The sequence below is a fragment of the Saccharopolyspora sp. NPDC050642 genome, from assembly GCF_040654735.1.
GTDB lineage: Bacteria > Actinomycetota > Actinomycetes > Mycobacteriales > Pseudonocardiaceae > Saccharopolyspora > Saccharopolyspora elongata.
Map to the genome: position 1 here is coordinate 13,689 of NZ_JBFAIN010000049.1, position 18,220 is coordinate 31,908.

General features: G+C 71.9%; 14 protein-coding genes. 4 read left to right on the forward strand and 10 right to left on the reverse strand.

From position 1 onward, the window contains the following. Nucleotides 1-272 precede the first annotated feature (272 nt). The gene (locus AB0H93_RS39475; RefSeq protein ID WP_358580894.1) at nt 273-2,948 is read left to right on the forward strand and encodes a hypothetical protein; all 2,676 of its coding nucleotides are present in this window, start codon (nt 273-275) and stop codon (nt 2,946-2,948) included. Nucleotides 2,949-3,336: 388 nt separating this feature from the next. Here the strand turns inward: AB0H93_RS39475 and AB0H93_RS39480 are convergent, their stop codons facing one another. From AB0H93_RS39480 to AB0H93_RS39510, 7 genes are all read right to left on the reverse strand, one after another. Beyond that, nucleotides 3,337-4,875, reverse strand: coding sequence for an amino acid permease (locus AB0H93_RS39480; RefSeq protein ID WP_358580897.1), 1,539 nt, complete (start codon nt 4,873-4,875; stop codon nt 3,337-3,339). A gap of 260 nt (nt 4,876-5,135) precedes the next feature. Further along, nucleotides 5,136-6,059, reverse strand: coding sequence for a cation diffusion facilitator family transporter (locus AB0H93_RS39485; RefSeq protein WP_358580900.1), 924 nt, complete (start codon nt 6,057-6,059; stop codon nt 5,136-5,138). Between the two features lie 109 nt (nt 6,060-6,168). Continuing rightward, nucleotides 6,169-7,413: a mannose-6-phosphate isomerase, class I gene (gene manA, locus AB0H93_RS39490; protein ID WP_358580902.1), complete on the reverse strand. Its 1,245-nt coding sequence runs from the start codon at nt 7,411-7,413 to the stop codon at nt 6,169-6,171. Nucleotides 7,414-7,519: 106 nt separating this feature from the next. Further along, nucleotides 7,520-8,599 carry a hypothetical protein gene (locus AB0H93_RS39495; protein WP_358580905.1) on the reverse strand — a complete coding sequence of 360 codons (1,080 nt, stop codon included), beginning with the start codon at nt 8,597-8,599 and terminating at the stop codon, nt 7,520-7,522. Between the two features lie 5 nt (nt 8,600-8,604). Then, on the reverse strand, nt 8,605-8,820 hold the full coding sequence (locus tag AB0H93_RS39500) for a Trm112 family protein (protein ID WP_093267122.1): 216 nt from the start codon (nt 8,818-8,820) through the stop codon (nt 8,605-8,607). Nucleotides 8,821-8,890: 70 nt separating this feature from the next. Further along, nucleotides 8,891-10,240, reverse strand: coding sequence for a phosphomannomutase/phosphoglucomutase (locus AB0H93_RS39505; RefSeq protein WP_358580908.1), 1,350 nt, complete (start codon nt 10,238-10,240; stop codon nt 8,891-8,893). Between the two features lie 107 nt (nt 10,241-10,347). After that, on the reverse strand, nt 10,348-10,707 hold the full coding sequence (locus tag AB0H93_RS39510) for a DUF3499 domain-containing protein (protein ID WP_083822372.1): 360 nt from the start codon (nt 10,705-10,707) through the stop codon (nt 10,348-10,350). 262 nt (nt 10,708-10,969) lie between these two features. On the opposite strand from AB0H93_RS39510, the gene AB0H93_RS39515 reads away from it, so the two are divergent. Next, a complete protein-coding gene (locus AB0H93_RS39515) occupies nt 10,970-11,443 on the forward strand; it encodes a metallopeptidase family protein (RefSeq protein WP_177226553.1) in 474 nt (157 codons plus the stop codon). Here the strand turns inward: AB0H93_RS39515 and AB0H93_RS39520 are convergent. Further along, nucleotides 11,427-12,857, reverse strand: a complete 1,431-nt coding sequence (locus AB0H93_RS39520; RefSeq protein WP_358580912.1) for a PLP-dependent aminotransferase family protein — start codon at nt 12,855-12,857, stop codon at nt 11,427-11,429. The two genes, AB0H93_RS39515 and AB0H93_RS39520, sit on opposite strands and share 17 nt — an antisense overlap. A 46-nt stretch (nt 12,858-12,903) precedes the next feature. On the opposite strand from AB0H93_RS39520, the gene AB0H93_RS39525 reads away from it, so the two are divergent. After that, complete coding sequence (locus tag AB0H93_RS39525) at nt 12,904-13,374, forward strand: carboxymuconolactone decarboxylase family protein (RefSeq protein WP_358580914.1); 471 nt, start codon at nt 12,904-12,906, stop codon at nt 13,372-13,374. 69 nt (nt 13,375-13,443) lie between these two features. On the opposite strand, the gene AB0H93_RS39530 is transcribed toward AB0H93_RS39525, so the two are convergent. Continuing rightward, nucleotides 13,444-16,524 carry a glycosyltransferase gene (locus AB0H93_RS39530; RefSeq protein ID WP_358580916.1) on the reverse strand — a complete coding sequence of 1,027 codons (3,081 nt, stop codon included), beginning with the start codon at nt 16,522-16,524 and terminating at the stop codon, nt 13,444-13,446. Between the two features lie 99 nt (nt 16,525-16,623). Next, on the reverse strand, nt 16,624-16,854 hold the full coding sequence (locus tag AB0H93_RS39535; protein WP_177226558.1) for a WhiB family transcriptional regulator: 231 nt from the start codon (nt 16,852-16,854) through the stop codon (nt 16,624-16,626). Nucleotides 16,855-17,432: 578 nt separating this feature from the next. On the opposite strand from AB0H93_RS39535, the gene AB0H93_RS39540 reads away from it, so the two are divergent. Beyond that, entirely contained in the window at nt 17,433-18,191 is a 759-nt protein-coding gene (locus AB0H93_RS39540; RefSeq protein ID WP_358580918.1) for a site-2 protease family protein, read from the forward strand. Nucleotides 18,192-18,220: the final 29 nt, after the last annotated feature.

An 18,220-nucleotide genomic window follows, 5' to 3' on the forward strand; every position in this document is an offset into this window, starting at 1 on the left:
GCGCCGGCCCAGCGCAGCCCAGCCGCTGGTCCGCGCTGCACTCCGGCTTCGCCGCTCGCCGACCACGCCGGCCGCGGTCGCCGTGCTTCGCAGGTCCCCGTCGGCCACGAGAGGCACCACTGCCGGAAAAGCACCGGGAAACCTGCGAGGAATGCGGGACATGGGGCGCCCCGGACGATCACAATCGGAGGGGCAGAGCTCGCCAGATGTCGATCAGCAGTGGAGAATCGCCACCGGCGTTTCGACGATCAACAACCGCACGGGAGGATCCAGTGCAAATACCCGGGCCCGACACCCGCGTCGTCGAGCTGCGGGTACACGGCATCCTCGGCACCACCGGCGACGAGCTGACCGATTCGGTCGCCTCGGTGGACGTCGCCGGCGACGGCATCGGACGCATCATGCGCCCGGCCGACCGACTTCGCCGACCGGTTCCCGGACCGATGCTGTCGGCCGGGGACCGCTCGGTGCCCCGCATCGTCGAAGGCTACGTCTGGGGCGGCATGACCTCCGGCGGCCTGGCCAAGGCGACCTGGGCCCTGCTGTTCCCGTTCGCGCTGGCCAACATGGCGCACTGGATGCTGCCGCCGGCCCGGACCGGCAACCCGATCAGCACCGCGCTCTCGTCCGTGCTGCGCGCGCTGCTCCGGATTTCGGCCCTGCTGCTGACGATGCTGCTCGTCGCGCAGCTGGCCGTGGTCACCCTGGACCTGGTCGCCGCGCAATGCCTCCGACCTGGCGTGCAGTGCATGGAATTCGTCCCGGGCGCCATTCGGAGCATCGACATCCTGCGCGCCTCGGTCGCTCTGCTGCCCGTTGCTCTCGTGATCCTCCTCATGCATCGCCTGTCCACTGTGTCCTGGCAGGTCTCCGCGCCGAAGACCGACAAACCACAGCACTCGTCGCGGGCACCGATGCTGCCCGGCGCGAACGTCGTCGCGGACCCGGACACGCCGGTGCTGCGCACCCTGCACGTCATCGCGGCACTGTCCACTGTGGCGCTTCTCGCGCTCGGCGGACCGTTCTCGATCAGCGCCGATCCGCGCTGGTTGATCGCCGCGGCGCTGCTCGTCTTCTCCCTGGTCGGAACCGTCGTGCTCGACGACCCGGCCGGAATGCGCCCCGACGGCAAGGAAAAGGCGCTGCGGATCACGCTCGGCCGCACTCCGCGTCGCGCGCTGATGACCGTTGCCGCGTTACTGCTGTGCACGGTCGCCCTCTTCCCCGGGCAGCTGACCGGCCCGCTGCCCGGCTCGGGCGACACGATCGACGCGATCACCGGTGCCTTGGTGATCACATGCCTCGCGGTGGCCGTCCTGCTCGCACCCGCCGCACTGCTCGCCCGGCCCGGCTGGAAGACCTGCCCGCCCCGGCTCCGCCCCTGGATCGGCGGCTGGATGACCGCCCCCGTGCTGATGCTCGCCTGCATGCTCGGCAACGGGTTCGGCGCGGGACTCGGCCTGAGCGTGGCCCGGGCGCTGGGCGCCTCGCAGGAGCCGGGCGACCCGGTGCTCATGCTGCCCACCGCCTACGACGACGTGACGATCTTCTGGGGCACGACGGCTGTTCTGCTGCTCGCCGCCGGGATCATCGGCACCCCGTGGATGCTGCTGAAGCGGTGGCGCGCTGGACGCCGCGATGGCGACGGCGTGGACAGCTCCGTGGGCACCGACGACTCGATTCCCGACGAGGTCGCCTTGCTGCACGCCGGGCGGCCCGCGGACCAGCGCGCCGCGGCCAACGCCTGGAAGTGGGCGGACCTGCAGCGCCGCTACTCACATCTCGTCCTCCTCGTGATCGCTGGGGTGCTGGCCGTCAGCACCGCGTTGACCCTGGTGGCCCGGGTCGCCGAGCTGCCCGGCTTCACCTGGCTGATCGGGGTCGGGGTCGCCGCGCTCGCGACGCTCGCCGTCGGGCTGCTTCGGATGGTGTACCTGGCCGCCACCAAGCGGGACACCGCCCGCTACCTCGGCGTGCTCTGCGACCTGGCGCTGTTCTGGCCTCGCGAAGGGCACCCCGTGGTGCCGCCGTGCTACGCGCTGAAGGTGATCCCCGAGCTCGCCGCCCGCGCCACCGAGCACCTCGCCGACCCGAACACGCGCGTCGTCCTCGTCGGGCACAGCCAGGGCAGCCTGCTCGCCGCCGTCGCGACCGCCCGGCTGCTGGAATCCCTGCCGGAGGCCGACCGCGAACGGGTCGGCCTGGTCACCGCGGGCTCCCAGCTCCAGTGGGCCTACCCGCGGGCGTTCCCCGGCGTGGTGCCCCACGCTTCGCTGCGCGACCTGGCCGGCGCGCTCGGCGGCCGCTGGCGCTCGCTGTGCCGCGGCACCGACCCGATCGGCGGCGCCGTGACCACCTGGAACCGGCAGGTCTACGACGGCATGCTGATCGGGGTCGGACTGCGTGCCGATGGCACCGAGGGGCCGCTGCCCGCCGCCACCCGCGGCCCCACCGGCGCCCTGGTGCTCGGCGGCGACCACTGGCTCCCCGACCCGCAGCGCGGCCCGTTCTCGTGCCGGCGCTGGGTGCCCGGCGTGCTCGGGCACACCGACTACAGCGGCGACCCGGAGTGGGACCGCGCCGTCGCGATGGCCGCGAGCTTGGAGTCCCCGGTTCGCGGCGCCGCGCTCCCGTTGCAGCCGCAGACCCCGACCCCGGCTCAGGTCCCGGCCACGGCGAGCGCGCCGAAGACGCCTCACCTGACGGCGCAAGGCGGCGACGGCGGATCCCTCACCGAGACCATCGAGGGGCTGACCCGCCCGAAGACCGACGCCGACGAGCCCGAAACCGCCCAGCACGACGAGCCGGAGCGGACCACGGCGGCGGTGCCACGACAGCAGGACGCGAAGCCCCGGCCGGAGCCTTCGGTGCTTCCGGAGATCACCGAGCCCCGCGGGCGCAGCGCCCCGTGGGAGCGCGGCATGGCGCTGCGCGCTTCCGAGCGCTGAGCAACGGCACGTGACCACCCGCCGGGCAGCCCGGCGGCGTACCAAAGCGACATGGCTCGCTCCACGCGTGCACCGAGCGCCGACCTCCGTAGCGGCGGAGGCGCTCCGGAAGATCGCGCCTCGCCGACGAGGCCTGCGGGCACGAACGCCATAGGCAAGGGCCCGCCCTCGACCCTCGCATTCCTGCCTCCGCGAGCCCTGCTGCGGCGGCGTGCGGAGTGATGACCGTTCCTGATTTGAGCTGTTCTCCGTGTCATGCCTCCATGATCCGGAGCCGGACGCCGGAGATCATCACTCAGCCAGGTGAACATTTGTTCGAATCGCAGGCGAAAAAGCGGCGCCGCCCTCGCAGGGCGGCGCCGCTTCGATCGGTCAGCCAGTCACCCGGCTAGTCCCTGGAGCCCCCGTCCTGGGGCACCGCACCCCCTGCGGCCACCTCACCGGCCTGGCGCTGGGCCAGCCGCGAGTGCTTGCGGCCGTACAGGAAGTAGATCACCACACCGGCGACCATCCAGACCGCGAACCGGACCCAGGTCAGGGCGGTCAGGTTCAGCATCAGCCAGAAGCAGGCCAGGATCGCCAGGATCGGCACCAGCGGCACCAGCGGGGCCCGGAAGCCGCGCGGCAGATCGGGCCGGGTCCTGCGGAGCACGATCACGCCGAGCGAGACGAGCACGAAGGCGAACAGCGTGCCGACGTTGACCATCTCTTCCAGCTTGTCCGCCGGGAAGAAACCGGACGCGACGACCACGACCGCGCCGACCAGGATGGTGGCCCGGACCGGGGTGCCGTGCTTCGGGTCGGTCTTGGCCAGGCCGCGCGGCACCAGGCCGTCGCGGGACATCGCGAACAGCACGCGGGTCTGCCCCAGCAGCAGCACCATGACGACCGTGGTCAGACCGGCCAGGGCGCCGACCGAGATGATCGCCGCCGCCCAGTTCACGCCGTGCTGGGCGAAGGCCGTGGCCAGCGTGGAACGGCTGCCGTCCTCGGCGGTCGCGAGGTCGGTGTAGGGCACCATGCCGGTGACGACCAGCGCGACCGCGACGTAGAGCACGGTGACGATCGCGAGGCTGCCGAGGATGCCGCGGGGCGCCATCTTCTGCGGGTTCTTGGTCTCCTCCGCCGTGGTGGCCACGATGTCGAAGCCGATGAAGGCGAAGAACACCAGCGATGCCGCGGCCAGCAGGCCGAAGACGCCGTACGTGCTGGTCTCACCGCCGAGGATCAGCGACAGGAGCGACTGCTCCAGCTTCGGGCCTTCCTCGGCGGCGGTCTGCGCCGGCGGGATGAACGGGCTGTAGTTGGCCGCGTTCACGTAGGCCAGGCCGACCACGATGACCAGCAGCACCACGGCCACCTTGATCAGCGTGATCACCAGGCTGACGCGGGCCGACAGCTTCGTGCCGAGGGCCAGCAGGGTGCACAGCACCACCGTGAGCAGCACGGCGCCCCAGTCGAACTGCAGCGGGCCCAGCGGCAGGACCGTGGGCACCTCCAGGCCGATCAGCTTGAGCACCTGCTCCAGGTAGATCGACCAGCCCTTGGCCACCGCGGCCGCCGCGACGGCGAACTCCAGGATCAGGTCCCAGCCGATGATCCAGGCGATGAACTCGCCGAACGTCGCGTACGAGTAGGTGTACGCGCTGCCTGCGACCGGAACGGTGGAGGCGAACTCGGCGTAGCACAGCGCCGCCAGCCCGCAGGCGATCGCGGCGAGCACGAACGCCAGCGACACCGAGGGGCCGGTGACATCACCGGCGGTTCGCGCGGCGAGCGTGAAGATGCCCGCACCGATGACCACGGAAACCCCGAAGACGATCAGGTCCCAGGTTCCGAGGTTCTTTCGCAGCTTGGTGTCCGGTTCGTCGGTATCCAAGATGGATTGTTCGACCGATTTGGTTCGCCACAGCCCAGTGCCTGGCACTGTCGCCTCCCTCATTGAGCCCAAATGGTGGGTCCGCACCCTAACGCGGCAGTATCTCGATCGGAACTAGCTGACTTGAGCCCGCCACCCGTTTCGTTAACTCCTTGTAATGCAAACACGCCCTGGCCTTACCCCCGGAAGCGGAATGTCTGCCCTTTTCACCTACGTACGGTGATCGATCGGGAACCCCCCGACGTCACACAGGCACATGATGTCGGGGATCTCGGCCCGGGGCAGGACCTGGCGCGCCGCCGCGGCGGTCACGCGGTCGCGGCGCGGCCCCGCTCCAGGTCCGGTTCGAGGTAGATCAGCCGGGCCGCGGGCACCTTCGCCCGGACCCGCGCCTCGGCGCCGTCGATCTCGGCCGCCACCTCGGCCACCGACAGCGACGGGGCGAGGCCGATCTTGGCGGCGATCAGCAGCTCGTCCGGGCCGAGGTACTGGGTCCGGATGTGGATCACCTTCTCCACCCGCTCGGACTCCAGCTGGCCCACGATCTCGTCGAGCACGTCGCGGGTCGCGCCCTCGCCGATGAGAAGGCTCTTGGTCTCGACGATCAGCACGATCGCGATCGCCCCCAGCAGCACGCCGATGCACGCGGTGCCGATGCCGTCCCAGACCGGGTCGCCGGTCAGCGCGGTGAGGCCGACGCCACCGAGCGCGAGCACCAGGCCGATCAGCGCGCCGAAGTCCTCCAGCAGCACCACCGGCAGCTCCGGGGTCTTGGCCTGCCGGATGAACTGCCACCAGGTCAGCTCGCCCTTGATCACCTTCGATTCCCGGATCGCGGTGATGAAGCTGAAGGTCTCCAGACCGATCGCGATCAGCAGGATGACCACCGCCACCCACGCCGAGTGCAGCGGCTCGGGGTGCTGGATCTTGTGGATGCCCTCGTAGAGCGCGAACACCGAGCCCAGGCTGAACAGCAGCAGCGCGACGACGAACGAGTAGAAGTAGCGGTCCCGGCCGTACCCGAAGGGGTGTTCCGGGGTGGGCTTGCGCTGCGAGGTCTTCTGCCCGAGCAGCAGCAGGCCCTGGTTCGAGGTGTCGGCGACCGAGTGCACCGCTTCCGCCAGCATCGACGAGGAACCGGTGAACAGGAACCCGCCGAACTTGGCCACGGCGATGCCCGCGTTCGCGGCCAGCGCGGCCAGGATGGCCTTGGTTCCGCCTCCTGCTGACACGATGTATCTCCCGATTCGGTGTGCGGGGAGGCCGGTGCCCGGCCCGATGACGGGAGAAATCTACCCGCTGGCCCCGCGCCGGGGGATCAGGTCCGCAGAACCGGCGACCTCAGAACACGCCCGCGGCGGCGCGGAAGACCTGCGCGCTGCCGTCGGCGTCGAGCTCGACCGGGTGCACCTCCACCGCCGGGTCGGATGCCGCCAGCCACACCGAGTGGCCGCGCTCCAGCACCAGCTCGCGCGGCAGCGACCCGTTGCCGCTGGTCAACCGGACGCGTCCCCTGGTGCACAGGAGAATCTGCGGCCCGGGCGAGTCCAGCCGGACCGCGCCGCCCTCGGCCGGCGTCCAGTCCAGCCTGGACAGCTCGAACTCGTCGGCCGGCGTCCGGTAGGCGGTCAGGTTGGCGTCCAGCGACTCGCCCTTGAGCACCCGCATGTCGCCGCAGGCGAAGTCGAGGACCCGCAGCAGCTCGGGCACGTCGACGTGCTTGGGCGTCAGGCCGCAGCGCAGGATGTTGTCGGAGTTGGCCAGGATCTCGATGCCGGTGCCGTGCAGGTAGGCGTGCAGGTTCCCGGCGGGCAGGAAGATCGCTTCGCCGGGCTGGAGCACGATCCGGTTCAGCAGCAGGCTGGCCAGCACTCCGGCGTCGTTCGGGTACGCCTCGCCGAGTTCGAGCACCGTCCGGCACTCCAGCCCGAACTCGCCGTGCTCCCGCACGTGGGCCACGCAGGCTTCCAGCAGGTCTGGCAGCACCTCGCGCAGGTAGTGCTCGGGGAGCGTGATCCAGGTGGTGAACAGGGCGCGCAGACCGTCGGCATCGGGTTGCGCGGCCAGCAGTTCGCGGTGGGCGCGCAGGCTCGGGACGGCGAGCTCGTCGAGCAGGCGCACGGTCCGCTGCGCGTCGCGGAACCCGGCCAGCGCGTGGAACTCGGTCAGCGCGCAGATCAGCTCGGGCTTCGCGGTGGGGTCCGGGTAGTTGCGGTTGGGGGCGTTGCGGGCGATGCCCGCTCGCTCCTCCTGCTGGAAGCCCTCGGCCGCCTGCGCCGCGGACGGATGCGCCTGCAGGCTCAGCGGCTCGTCGGCCGCGAGCACCTTGAGCAGGAACGGCAACCGGCCGCCCCAGCGGTCCACGCACGCCGGGCCGAGGTGGTGCGCCGGGTCGCTGTCCAGCAGGGACAGCAGCGACACCTCTTCCCCGCCGGACCGGACCACCCGCGACGGGTCACCCGGGTGGGCGCCCATCCACAGCTCGGCTTCGGGGTGCGGCGTGGGGACGGGCCGACCGAGCAGATCAGCAATAGCGGTACGCGAGCCCCACGCATAGGGGCGCACCGCGTTCCGCAGTAGCTCCACAGTCGATTCTCGCTTCCTCGTCCTAGCGTCTGCTCGTGCCCGACGCCCAGCACAGCACACCGCGCCGGACCGGCGGGCGGCATCGGGGCATCCCCTGAACTTTCCCTCAGTGAACCGCCATCGCCGGCCAGCCGGGCCCGTTCAAGGTTCCGGCGGCCAGCCCCAGGTACACGGCGGCCAGGTCGAACCGGGCGGCCAGCGCCGCGGACCGCAGCACGGCGTCGTCGCCCACAGATTCGCCGGGCGTGACCAGGTCCGCGCTGGGCAGGTCCCGCGTCGCGGCTCGTTCGAATGCCTCCCCCCGCGCGTCGTACCGCGCGCTGACCAGGAACACGCGCAGCAGCGCGCCCGGGTTGTCCTCGGGGTCGGCGAACAGGTCCGCCTCGGAGCCGACCGCGGCGGCGGCGCGGTGCAACGCCCGCTCGGTGGCCGCCTGCGGGTAGTCGGCGACGCCGCAGGCCACACCTGCGTGGCAGCCGAGCGCGAACGCGCCGTGCGCCGCCACTGCCGTTGACACCGGGTCGAGGCCCCATAGCAGCGGGGCGCGGTCGGCCAGCCGCAGGGCCAGCGACTTCGCGGGGTTGACCAGGGATTCGTGGCTCGGGTGCGCACGTTCGGCTTCCCGGTCCAGCACGCCGGCCAGGCTCTCGGCGTCGAAGTGGAGCAGGCCGAGGGCGCCGAGCATGCTGAGCCCGGCCGCGAAGACGTGCGCGAACGACAGCGCCGGTGGCACCGGGATGCGCGGCGGGAGCAACTTGGCGCGGCCCGCACCGGCGGCCGCGACCGGGCCGTCGGCCGGGGCGGCGAGCACGACCGACGCGCCGCGGCGGCAGGCCACCGAGACCGACTCTGCCAGCGCCGCGTCGCCGACGTCGTCGGTGTGTGCGAAGACGACGTCCAGCGCACCGACCCACGCCGGGACCGATTCGGCGATCACCAGCGGGACCGGGCACCGCGGCCCGGCCAGGGCCGCCAGCAGGCTGCAGACGCCCGGGCCGACGCCGGGGCGCGCCAGCAGCACCACGGCGCGCGGGCGCCCGTCGGCGAGCTCGGCCAGGTCCGCTTCGCCCGCGCTCTCCACCGCGGCTCGGACCTGCGCCCCGGAGAGCGCGGCGAGCCGCAGCAGGCCGCCGGAATCCACATCGACCAGCCTGGCCGGGTCGTCGAAGAGACTGTCGTCCAGCACGAACGTCACCCCTCCCCGGCCGCGCCGGGGGCCGGCCCCCCGACCGCCTCGTCCAGCAAGAGCACCGGAATTCCGTCCCGGACCGGGAAACCACGGCCGCAGGAGGTGCAGGTCAGGTAGTCGGCCTGCGCGTCATCGCCGAGCCCCGGCCGCAACGGCGCGTGCTCTGGGCACGGGCATGCCAGGATCTCCAACAGCTGTGGTTGCAGGTCAACGGCCACTTTTCCTCCCAAAATCACCCGCGCCGACCTCGCGGGCACGCACTCCTGCCATCGCGGCGACGCCGGGTCGTCATCCTCTGACGACTGCCAGCACCTCATCGCGCAGCGCGGCCATCGCGTCAGTGTCCCTTGCCTCGACGTTGAGCCGGAGCAGCGGTTCGGTGTTGGACGGGCGAAGGTTGAACCAGGAGCCGTCCGCCAGCTCCACGGTAAGCCCGTCGAGCTCGTCCACACGAGCGCCATTGCGGTCACCGAAGGCCTCGGCCACGGCGCGCATCCGGGCCTGCTGGTCGTCGACCGTGGAGTTGATCTCGCCGGAGGCGGCGTACCGCGAGTAGTCGGTCATCAGCTCCGACAGCGGCTGGTCCTGGCCGCCGAGCGCGGCGAGCACGTGCAGCGCGGCGAGCATGCCGGAGTCGGCGCGCCAGAAGTCGCGGAAGTAGTAGTGCGCGGAGTGCTCGCCGCCGAAGATCGCCCCGGTCTCGGCCATCGTCTGCTTGATGAACGAATGCCCGACGCGGGTGCGCACCGGCTTGCCGCCGTGCCCGGCGACGATCTCGGGCACGGCCTTGGAGGTGATCAGGTTGTGGATGATCGTCCCGCCGGGCTCCTTGGCCAGCTCGCGCACCGCGACCAGCGCGGTGATCGCGCTCGGCGGGACCGGCTCGGCGCGCTCGTCGACCACGAAGCAGCGGTCGGCGTCGCCGTCGAAGGCCAGCCCGGCGTCGGCTCCGACCTCGCGGACCTTGGCCTGCAGGTCGACCAGGTTCGCCGGGTCGAGCGGGTTGGCCTCGTGGTTGGGGAAGGTGCCGTCCAGCTCGAAGTACATCGGCACCAGCTCGATCGGCAGGCCGTCGAAGACGGTCGGCACCGTGTGCCCGCCCATCCCGTTCCCGGCGTCGACCACGACCTTCAGCGGGCGGATGCCGCTGATGTCGACCAGTTCGCGCAGGAAGGCGGCGTATTCGTCGACGAGGTCGCGCTGGGTGGTGGCGCCCTTGGCGCCCAGGAACTCCGGCACGCCGTGCGCGACCAGCTCCTGGATCTCGGACAGGCCGCTGTCCTGGCCGACCGGAGCGGCCCCGGCGCGGCACAGCTTGATGCCGTTGTAGCGGGCCGGGTTGTGGCTGGCGGTGAACATCGCGCCGGGCAGGTCGAGCCGCCCCGAGGCGAAGTACAGCATGTCGGTGCTGGCCAGCCCGATGTTGATCACATCGACGCCCTGGCCGGTGACGCCTTCGGCGAACGCCGCGGCCAGTCCCGGCGAGGATTCCCGCATGTCGTGTCCGATGACCACCGCCGGGCCACCCACGAGCCGTGTGAAAGCGGCGCCGATCTCCCGCACCACGTCGGCGTCCAGGCCGTCACCGACCACCCCGCGGATGTCGTAGGCCTTGACGATCCCCGACAGGTCCCGCACGCTGCACCCTCCCCGTTCCGCGTCCGACGACGTGGCTCGAAGCCTACCGGCGATCGAGGGCGCGGTGGCGCCAGCTCGACACACGCGAGCTGTTCGTCACGATCTATTCACTCGTCGATCGGATCGGGCAGGGCGCGCAGATGTCCGCGTCGGCTGCCGCCCGGGGTGAGGCCCTGGGCCTCGACCGGCCGGTCCGGTCGACCTGCTTCCCGCACGGCCTCCGCTAACGCGGTCAGGTCGTCGTCGGAAGGTTCCGGTGGCGCGAATTCGCCTTCGTGCCGCACGACCTCCCAGCCCTTCGGCACGGTGAGCCGCAGCGCGTGCGCTTCGCACAGGTCGTAGCTGTGCGGTTCGGCGTAGGTGGCGAGCGGGCCGACGACCGCGGTGGAGTCCGCGTAGGCATAAGTGAGCGTGGCGACGGCCGGGTTGGTACACCCGGTCCGCGAGCAACGCCTCACGCTCCGCACGACACGCACGATAGCGCCCTCGCTCCGGCGCGCGGCGCAGGCACGCGGAAACCGCTCGCGACAGCCCGCGCGAGCACCGGTTTCCAGCAGTCAGCTCTGCGCGAACAGCCGGCGGCGCGGTGGTCGATTTGCACGGGTTGTCCCGTCTTCGGAGCCCGGCGGCGAGCGACGTCGCGCGCGGTCCCGGGCGTGGCGGGTGGCGGAACGCGAATCCTCCCGACGCTTGTCCCGACCTTGACCGCCGAAGGCGTACCCTCGGCCCGTGGTGACCGCACGTGGATCTCGGCGTCGAAGCCGCTTCCGCCGGGACCGGCGGGGCCGTGGCCTGCGCGGACCGCTGTACCCGTCCTCGGTTCCGGTATCGCGCAGCCGTTCGCAGCGGTTCGACGCGCTGGTGCTGGAGGCGCTCGAACCTATCGAACAGCGCTGGCACGCCGAGCTGACCCAGCTCGACGTGGCCGTCGACGAGGTACCCGAGATCACCAGCACCACCCCGGAGAAGCTGGTCTGGGACGACGACGTGGTGGTGGACGCCAACGTGCCGCTGGCCCGGCTCGTCCCGGCGGGCGTGGACCGGCGCGGCCTGCCGACCCGGGCGCGCATCGTGCTGTACCGGCGGCCGCTGGAAGCGCGGGCCCGCGACGGCACGGACATGGCGGACCTGCTGCACGACGTGCTCGTCGAGCAGGTCGCGACCTACCTCGGGCTGGATCCCGACGTCATCGAAGGCCAGTGACCTCCCCCGCGCTCAACGCATCCACCAGCGCGTCCAGCGCCGATGCGTACGCGTGTTCGGGCGGCGTGGCGTAGCCGACGACCAGCCCGTCCATCGCGGGCATCGTGGCGTCCGGGTGGCGGAAGCCGGCGAGCCCGTCCAGGGCGAGGCCCCGCCGGGCCGCGGCCGCGACAGCGGAGCGCTCGGAGCCCGGGGGCAGGCGGAGCACGGCGTGCAAGCCTGCGGCGACGCCGGTCGCGGTGACGTGCGGAGCACGTTCGAGGAGCCTCGCGACGAGCTGGTCGCGGCGGCGGCGGTAGCGCTGGCGCATGCGGCGGACGTGGCGGTCGTAGTGCCCGGAGTCGACGAAGTCGGCGAGGGTGAGCTGGTCAAGGACGCTGGCCCAGGCCTCCCGCTCGCCCTTGACCGCCAGCACGTCGTCGACCAGGTGCTCGGGCAGAACCATCCAGCCGAGCCGAACCGCCGGCGACAGGCTCTTGCTGACCGAGCCGATGTACAGCACGCGGTCCGGGTCCAGGCCTTGCACCGCGCCCACCGGTTCTCGGTCGTAGCGGAACTCGCCGTCGTAGTCGTCCTCCAGGACCAGCCCGTCACGGGCCCTGGCCCAGTCGACGACGGCGGCGCGCCTGGCCGGGTGCAGCGGGCCGCCGGTCGGGAACTGGTGCGCGGGCGTCAGCAGCACCGCGCGCACTCCTTTGCGGGACGGCAGTTCGTCGACGCGGGGCCCGTGCTCGTCTAGCTCGAGCGGGATGGTCTTGATCGACGCTTGGTGCAGCAGTTCGCGGTGGAAGGCGAGGCCGTAGGACTCCACGGCGAGCGGTCCGCGCAGGACACCGGGGAACAGCAGGCGCAGCGCGTGCGCGAAGCCGGAGCAGATCACGATCTGGTCCGGTCGCGCCCGCACGCCGCGGACCCGCGAGAGGTAGTCGGCTAGCGCTCGCCGCAGCTCGAGCCGGCCTTGCGGGTCGCCGGGACCGAAGGCCTCGTTCGGCGCGGCGTTGATGGCTCGCCGGGCCGAGGCCAGCCAGGCGGTGCGCGGGAACGATGCAGCGTCCGGCTGGCCCTGCCGCAGGTTGTGGACCGGCGCGGCGACGCTTCGCGCTTCTTTCGGCGCACGGGTTGGTTTGCGCGGTTCGGCGCGCTGCGCAACGCGGGTGCCGGAGCCCTGTCGGGCGGTCAGCCAGCCCTCCGCGATGAGCTCGGCGTAGGCGGCGGCGACGGTGTTGCGGGCGAGACCCAGGTCCGCGGCCAGCGAGCGGTATGGCGGCAGCCGGGTGCCCGGTGCCAGCCGCCCGGACCGGATCGCGTCCCGCAAGGCACCCATGAGCACCGACCGGCGGCTGCCCGGACCCGACAGGTCCAGATGCAGGTCGCTGCCCGTCCGCTCGGCCGAATTGACCCAAGAATCTGACACGTGAATGCACTCTACGACCGGTCGATTCGCGCCATAGCGTGAAGTCATGACGAACAACGAAATGAAGCGACTCGACTTCGCGAAGTCCGCGCCGAAGGCGTTCAAGGCCCTGATCGGGTTCGACACCGCGGCGCGGGAGGGCCTCGACCCCGCGCTGGTCGAGCTCGTCCAGATCCGCGCCTCCCAGCTCAACGGCTGCGCGTACTGCCTGCACATGCACACCACGGACGCCCGCAAGGCCGGGGAGAGCGAAGAGCGGCTGCACATGGTGCAGGTGTGGCGGGAGGCACGCGGCTTCTTCACCGAGGCGGAGCTGGCCGCGCTGGAGCTGACCGAGGCCGTCACGCTGGTGTCCCATGGCGGCGTGCCGGCCGACGTCTACGCCCGCGCCGCGGAGCACTTCGCGGAGCCGGAGCTGGCTCGGCTGCTCGCGCTGATCTTCACCATCAACACCTGGAACCGCATCGCGCTCAGCACGGCGAAGGTCCCGGGCACCGACGAGCGCACCGCCGCCTGACGATCAGGACCGGGTTTTCCCAATCTTTAGGCAGAATTGGGAAAAACCCGCACCGGGCGGCGCTGCGGCTCAGGTGCTCCTGGGCTTCGCACGGCGGCGTTCCGGGAAAGCAGCGACGAGGGCGAACAGGACGAACGCCAACTGCACGCCGAGGAACGCGGTGCGCGGCACCTCCGTGTAGCCGACCTGGACCTCGGCGGCGTTCTCGGGCAGCGGGATCGCCACCTGGTGGCCCCAGGCCGTGGCCAGCGGGAACGTCCGGCCGTCGATCCGGGCGTACCAGCCGGGCTCGTTCTCCGCGCCGAGGACCAGCGCCCGGCCGGCACCGCCCTCGGACATCCGGACCGTGAACAGGGGCAGCCCGGCGGCCACCTGCAACGGCCTCGCCTCCGGTGTCGGCGCGGGCTCGGTGCGCGCCTGCCGAGCGAGGTCCGGCCCGAGCAGCTCCACCGGGCTGTTCGGCAGCAGCAGCCGCAGGACGCGGCGCCCGTCGGGCAGCCGCTCGTGCTCGGCGACCAGCCCCGCAGCGACTGCCGGCAGCCGCGAATCATCCGGTACCGCGATGAAACCGACGCCACGAGCCGCCGACGCCGCGAGCGCGGCGCGCGTCCGCGCGGGATCGCCGGACTGCAGGTCGTCGTCGACCCGGCGGAGCCATTCGACGGCCGTGCCGACCGGCGCGAGGTCGTCGTCGCCGAAGCGGGGCGCGGTGCCATCCACGAGCCGCGCGGGTTGCGGCCCGGGGTCGAGAACCAGCAGCGAACCGGGCAGATCGGCTGCGATGGTCTGCTGGGCTCGCAGCGGCCCGCCGACCGTGGCGAACGCGGCACCGGTCGTCAGCCCCAGCAGGCCGACCACCAGGGCCGGTAGCAGGATCTTGCCGGGCACGCGCGGTTTCCGCGCCACCAGCACGATCCACCCGCACCCGGCCGCGGCGATCACCAGCGGCCCGCCGGTCCAGCCGGTCGTGCTCGGGCCGCCGGTGATCGGTTCGGCGGCGAGGTTGTCCACCATCGCGGCCAGCGCCCAGCCGAAGACCGCGACGGCCGCGCCCGGCAACATCCGCGGAGACCAAGCGGTGACCAACGCGGCGACCACGGCGAGCGCGAACAACGCGCCGACCAGGCTCGCCGGCGACCCATCAGGGCTCAGCGCCAGCAGCCATGCACCCGCCGGGGTCTCGGTGATCCGCGCACCAAGGCCGTGCAACAACATCTGCGGGTGGTGCAGGAGCACCGCGGGCCACGGCAGCAGGCACGCGACGGACAGCAGTGCCACCGCGACCAGCCCGGCCACCCGGCGCCGATCGCGCGAACCCGCGCTTGGCAGCACGACGAAGGCGATCAGGGTCAGCACAATGAACGCGATGTGCAGCAGCGGCGCGAAGGCGCCCAGCACCGCGAGGCCCAGCGCGGTCAGGCACGCCGTTCCCAACCACTTCCCGCCGGACTGCCCGAGCACCGAGACGATCCCGGCCAGCAGCAGCGGAACCAGGATGTGCGCGACCACGACGTCCAACCGGCCCTGCCCGGCGGAAAGCGAAGCCGCCGGCAGCAAGGCGTAAGCACCGGCCGCGACGGCTCGCCGCAGACGCGACACCGGGAGGGCGCGCGTCGCGAGGTAACCGCTGAGGCCCGCCAGCGGAGCGCCGAACAGCAGCAGCACCGACGCCACCACCGACGGTCCACCTAGGACGGTGCCGAGCAGCGCCAGCACCAGCAGCGACGGGGAAGCCGGCGCGCCGGTGCCGCCGTTGACCGGGTGCCAGGCCGCCAGGTAGTCGCGCCACGTCGTCGCCAGATCGGCCACCGGCAGCATCCGGCCGCCCTGCAGACCGGCCCCGAAGCGGTCGGCGATCAGTCCATTGGTGACGAGGGCGAACAGCACCAGAAACGCCGTCAGCGCCACGGGCGGCGTCAGCACCAGTTCGCGCAGCACCCGCCAGCGGTCGACCGGCACGAGCAGCAGGTCCCGCCGGATCGCGTCCCGCTTCAACGGCGACGGCTTCGGCGCCCCGATGTCGGGCACCGGCACCACGACCAGCCCCGACCGGCCAGGCTTGTCGGGCCGCGGCGCTTCGGGGTCGGCCTTGATGAGCCAACCCGTCGGCTCCCGCCCCAAGGCCAGATCGCGCCGCACCCGCTCCCTGACCAGGCCCTCGAACGACGTGCGCGCCCAGTTCCGCAACCGCGCCGGCCGGCTCGTGAACAGCCCTCGGCCGCCGTGCCGGATCGGGATCGTCGCGGCGCGCGAAGCCCGGCCGGCCAGCAGTTTCAACCGCCCGCCGAGCAAACCGCGCAGCACCGCGAACTCGGCGCCCGCCTCGCTCCACCGCCGCAGCGCCGCAAAGCCGCACATCCGCAGCAATGCCAGGCAGAACAGCCGCGGCAGGCCCAGCAGGAACGCCCACACCGGCGCGTTCGCCAAGAAGGTGCGAACCTGATCGGCCCGCTCCCCCGCTTGGAGCCCGCGCTTCGCGGCCGCATGCCGCATCCGCGCCCCGGGAACCCACCGGACGCCGTGCCCGTCCAGGTTGATCCGCCAGCCCAGGTCGACGTCCGCGCTGCCGCCGAGATCCGCGTCGAAACCGCCGAGCTGCTCGAAGACATCGCGCCGCACCAAGGCACCGGCCGTGGTCACCGCCAGCACGCCGGACGCCGGGGGCGTTTCGCCGACGAGTTCCGGGTCCAGTTCGGACGGTCCGATGCCGGTCTGCCGGTGCCCGGCGGCATCGGTGCTCAGGCCCGCGTCCACCACCAGCCGGGGATCCGCCCAGTCCAACCCGAGCGGGCCGAGCAGCGCCGCGGCCGAATCCTCCTCGGCGGCGCGCAGCAAGCGCTCCAGGCATTCCGGCTCGGGTGCGGAATCGTCGTGCAGCAGCCACAACCAGCGGCCCGGATCGGCCCACCGCTTGGTCGCGTGCGCCAGGGCTTCCGCTACGGCGGCGCCGAACTGGGTGTCGCGCGGCATCGTGAGCACGTCGTCGACGACTCGGTCCGCGCGTGCCCGCGCCAGGAGTTCCGCGGTGCGGTCCGTCGAACCGGTGTCGACGGCCACCACGTGCCGCGGCTTCTCCGTCAGGTCGCCCAGCGCTGCGAGAACCTCCGGCAGCCACGAATCGCCGTCGTGACAGACCAACACCGCCAGCACCGGCGCGACCAAAATGCCCTCCCGCTAACCTGATCCACTACCGCTGAACGGTAATGCACCAGGAGCGGAAGAAAACCCCTCGAAACGAACTGCGGCCGATCAGACCACGCGGCGCTTGAGCTTGCGGCGCTCCCGTTCGGACAGACCGCCCCAGATGCCGAAGCGCTCGTCGTGCTGCAACGCGTACTCCAGGCATTCGGAGCGCACCTCGCAGCCCGCGCAGATGCGCTTCGCCTCCCGCGTCGAGCCGCCCTTCTCCGGGAAGAACGCCTCCGGGTCGGTCTGGGCGCACAGCGCGCGCTCCTGCCATTCCTGTTCGTCGTCGCCCATCTCGAACAGCTCGGCCAGGACGTCGAGTTCCGCCGCGGTGGCGTCCCCACGCTCCGCGAGGCGGCTATCTCCTGATTCCCACATCGTTTGGTTTCCCCCGATTTCTCCCGTTCCCGCCGGCCCTCCCCAGGGCCGGAACAGGACGCACTCCTGATCGCAGGTCGCCCGGCCCCCGTCGGCCGGGAGCCCCGCGCTTCGACGGCGGCGGCGCCGTCGCCGATCGACCGCACCGCCCGCCTCTCACCGCGGGCGGCACTTCGATCGACCCGTGCCCGACCGGGTCTCCCGTACCCGTTCGGCCGCCGCCTGCGACCATCCAACCGGTTTCCACCCGAGGAACGATCATTTCAGCGACGAATGACACTGCTGTGATTACACCCGTGTAGCTCCTTGCGGTCAAGCGGAGACCTTCCGTAGGGGGACAACCCCCGCAAGCCGCCCGATGGGCGCGTTCGGCGCATCGCCGGTACTCCGTGCGCAGCATCGGCAAGACCCATGATCATGGATACCACCGCGCGGCCGCCCGTGCCGGGGTGCGGGCGCGGTCGGCCCGGGAGTCGCTCATGGACACTGGAGGCGTGAGCAAATCCGCGGTTCGAGTGAGTCCCCTGTTCCTCGGCCTGGTCGGGCTGACCGTGCTGGGCGGCGTGCTCGCCACGCTCGAGAACAACGCCGCCCGGGTCGGCGGTGTGGTGCTGATCGTGCTCGGCGGCTGGGCGACTTCGTTGTGCCTGCACGAGTTCGGGCACGCGATCACCGCGTTCCGCGGCGGCGACTGGTCGGTGCGCGCCAAGGGCTACCTGACGCTGGATCCCCGGCACTACACCGACCCCGTCCTGAGCATCGTGCTGCCGCTGATCTTCGTGGCGCTCGGCGGCATCCCGCTGCCGGGCGGCGCGGTGTGGATCAACCACCACGCGCTGCGGTCCCGGCGCACCGAGTCGATGGTGTCGCTGGCCGGGCCGCTGATGAACCTGGTGCTGGGCCTGCTGATCAGCGCCGCCGTCGCGATCGTGCCGATGCCGACCGGGCTGGCGGCCGGGCTGTCCTACCTGGCCTTCCTGCAGGTGATCGCGTTCGTGCTGAACATCCTGCCGATCCCCGGCCTGGACGGGTACGGCGCGATCGAGCCGTGGCTGTCCGCCCCGGCGCGGCGGTTCGGCGAGAAGGCGCGGCCGTGGGCGCCGCTGGTGCTGTTCCTGCTGCTGATCGGGGTGCCGTTCGTCGGCCAGGCGTTCTTCGGGCTCGCCTACTTCGTCTTCGACCTCGTCGGCGGCGACACGCTGCACAGCTACCTGGGGCAGAGCATGTTCCGCAGCATCTTCGGCTTCCTGTGATGCGTCCGCCTGCTGGACCGTCATCAGGT

Coding starts and splice junctions, on each gene's coding strand:
- AB0H93_RS39525 (WP_358580914.1), top strand. CDS start 12,904: ATGACGAACAACGAAATGAAGCGACTCGACTTCGCGAAGTCCGCGCCG.
- AB0H93_RS39535 (WP_177226558.1), bottom strand. CDS start 16,854: ATGGGCGACGACGAACAGGAATGGCAGGAGCGCGCGCTGTGCGCCCAG.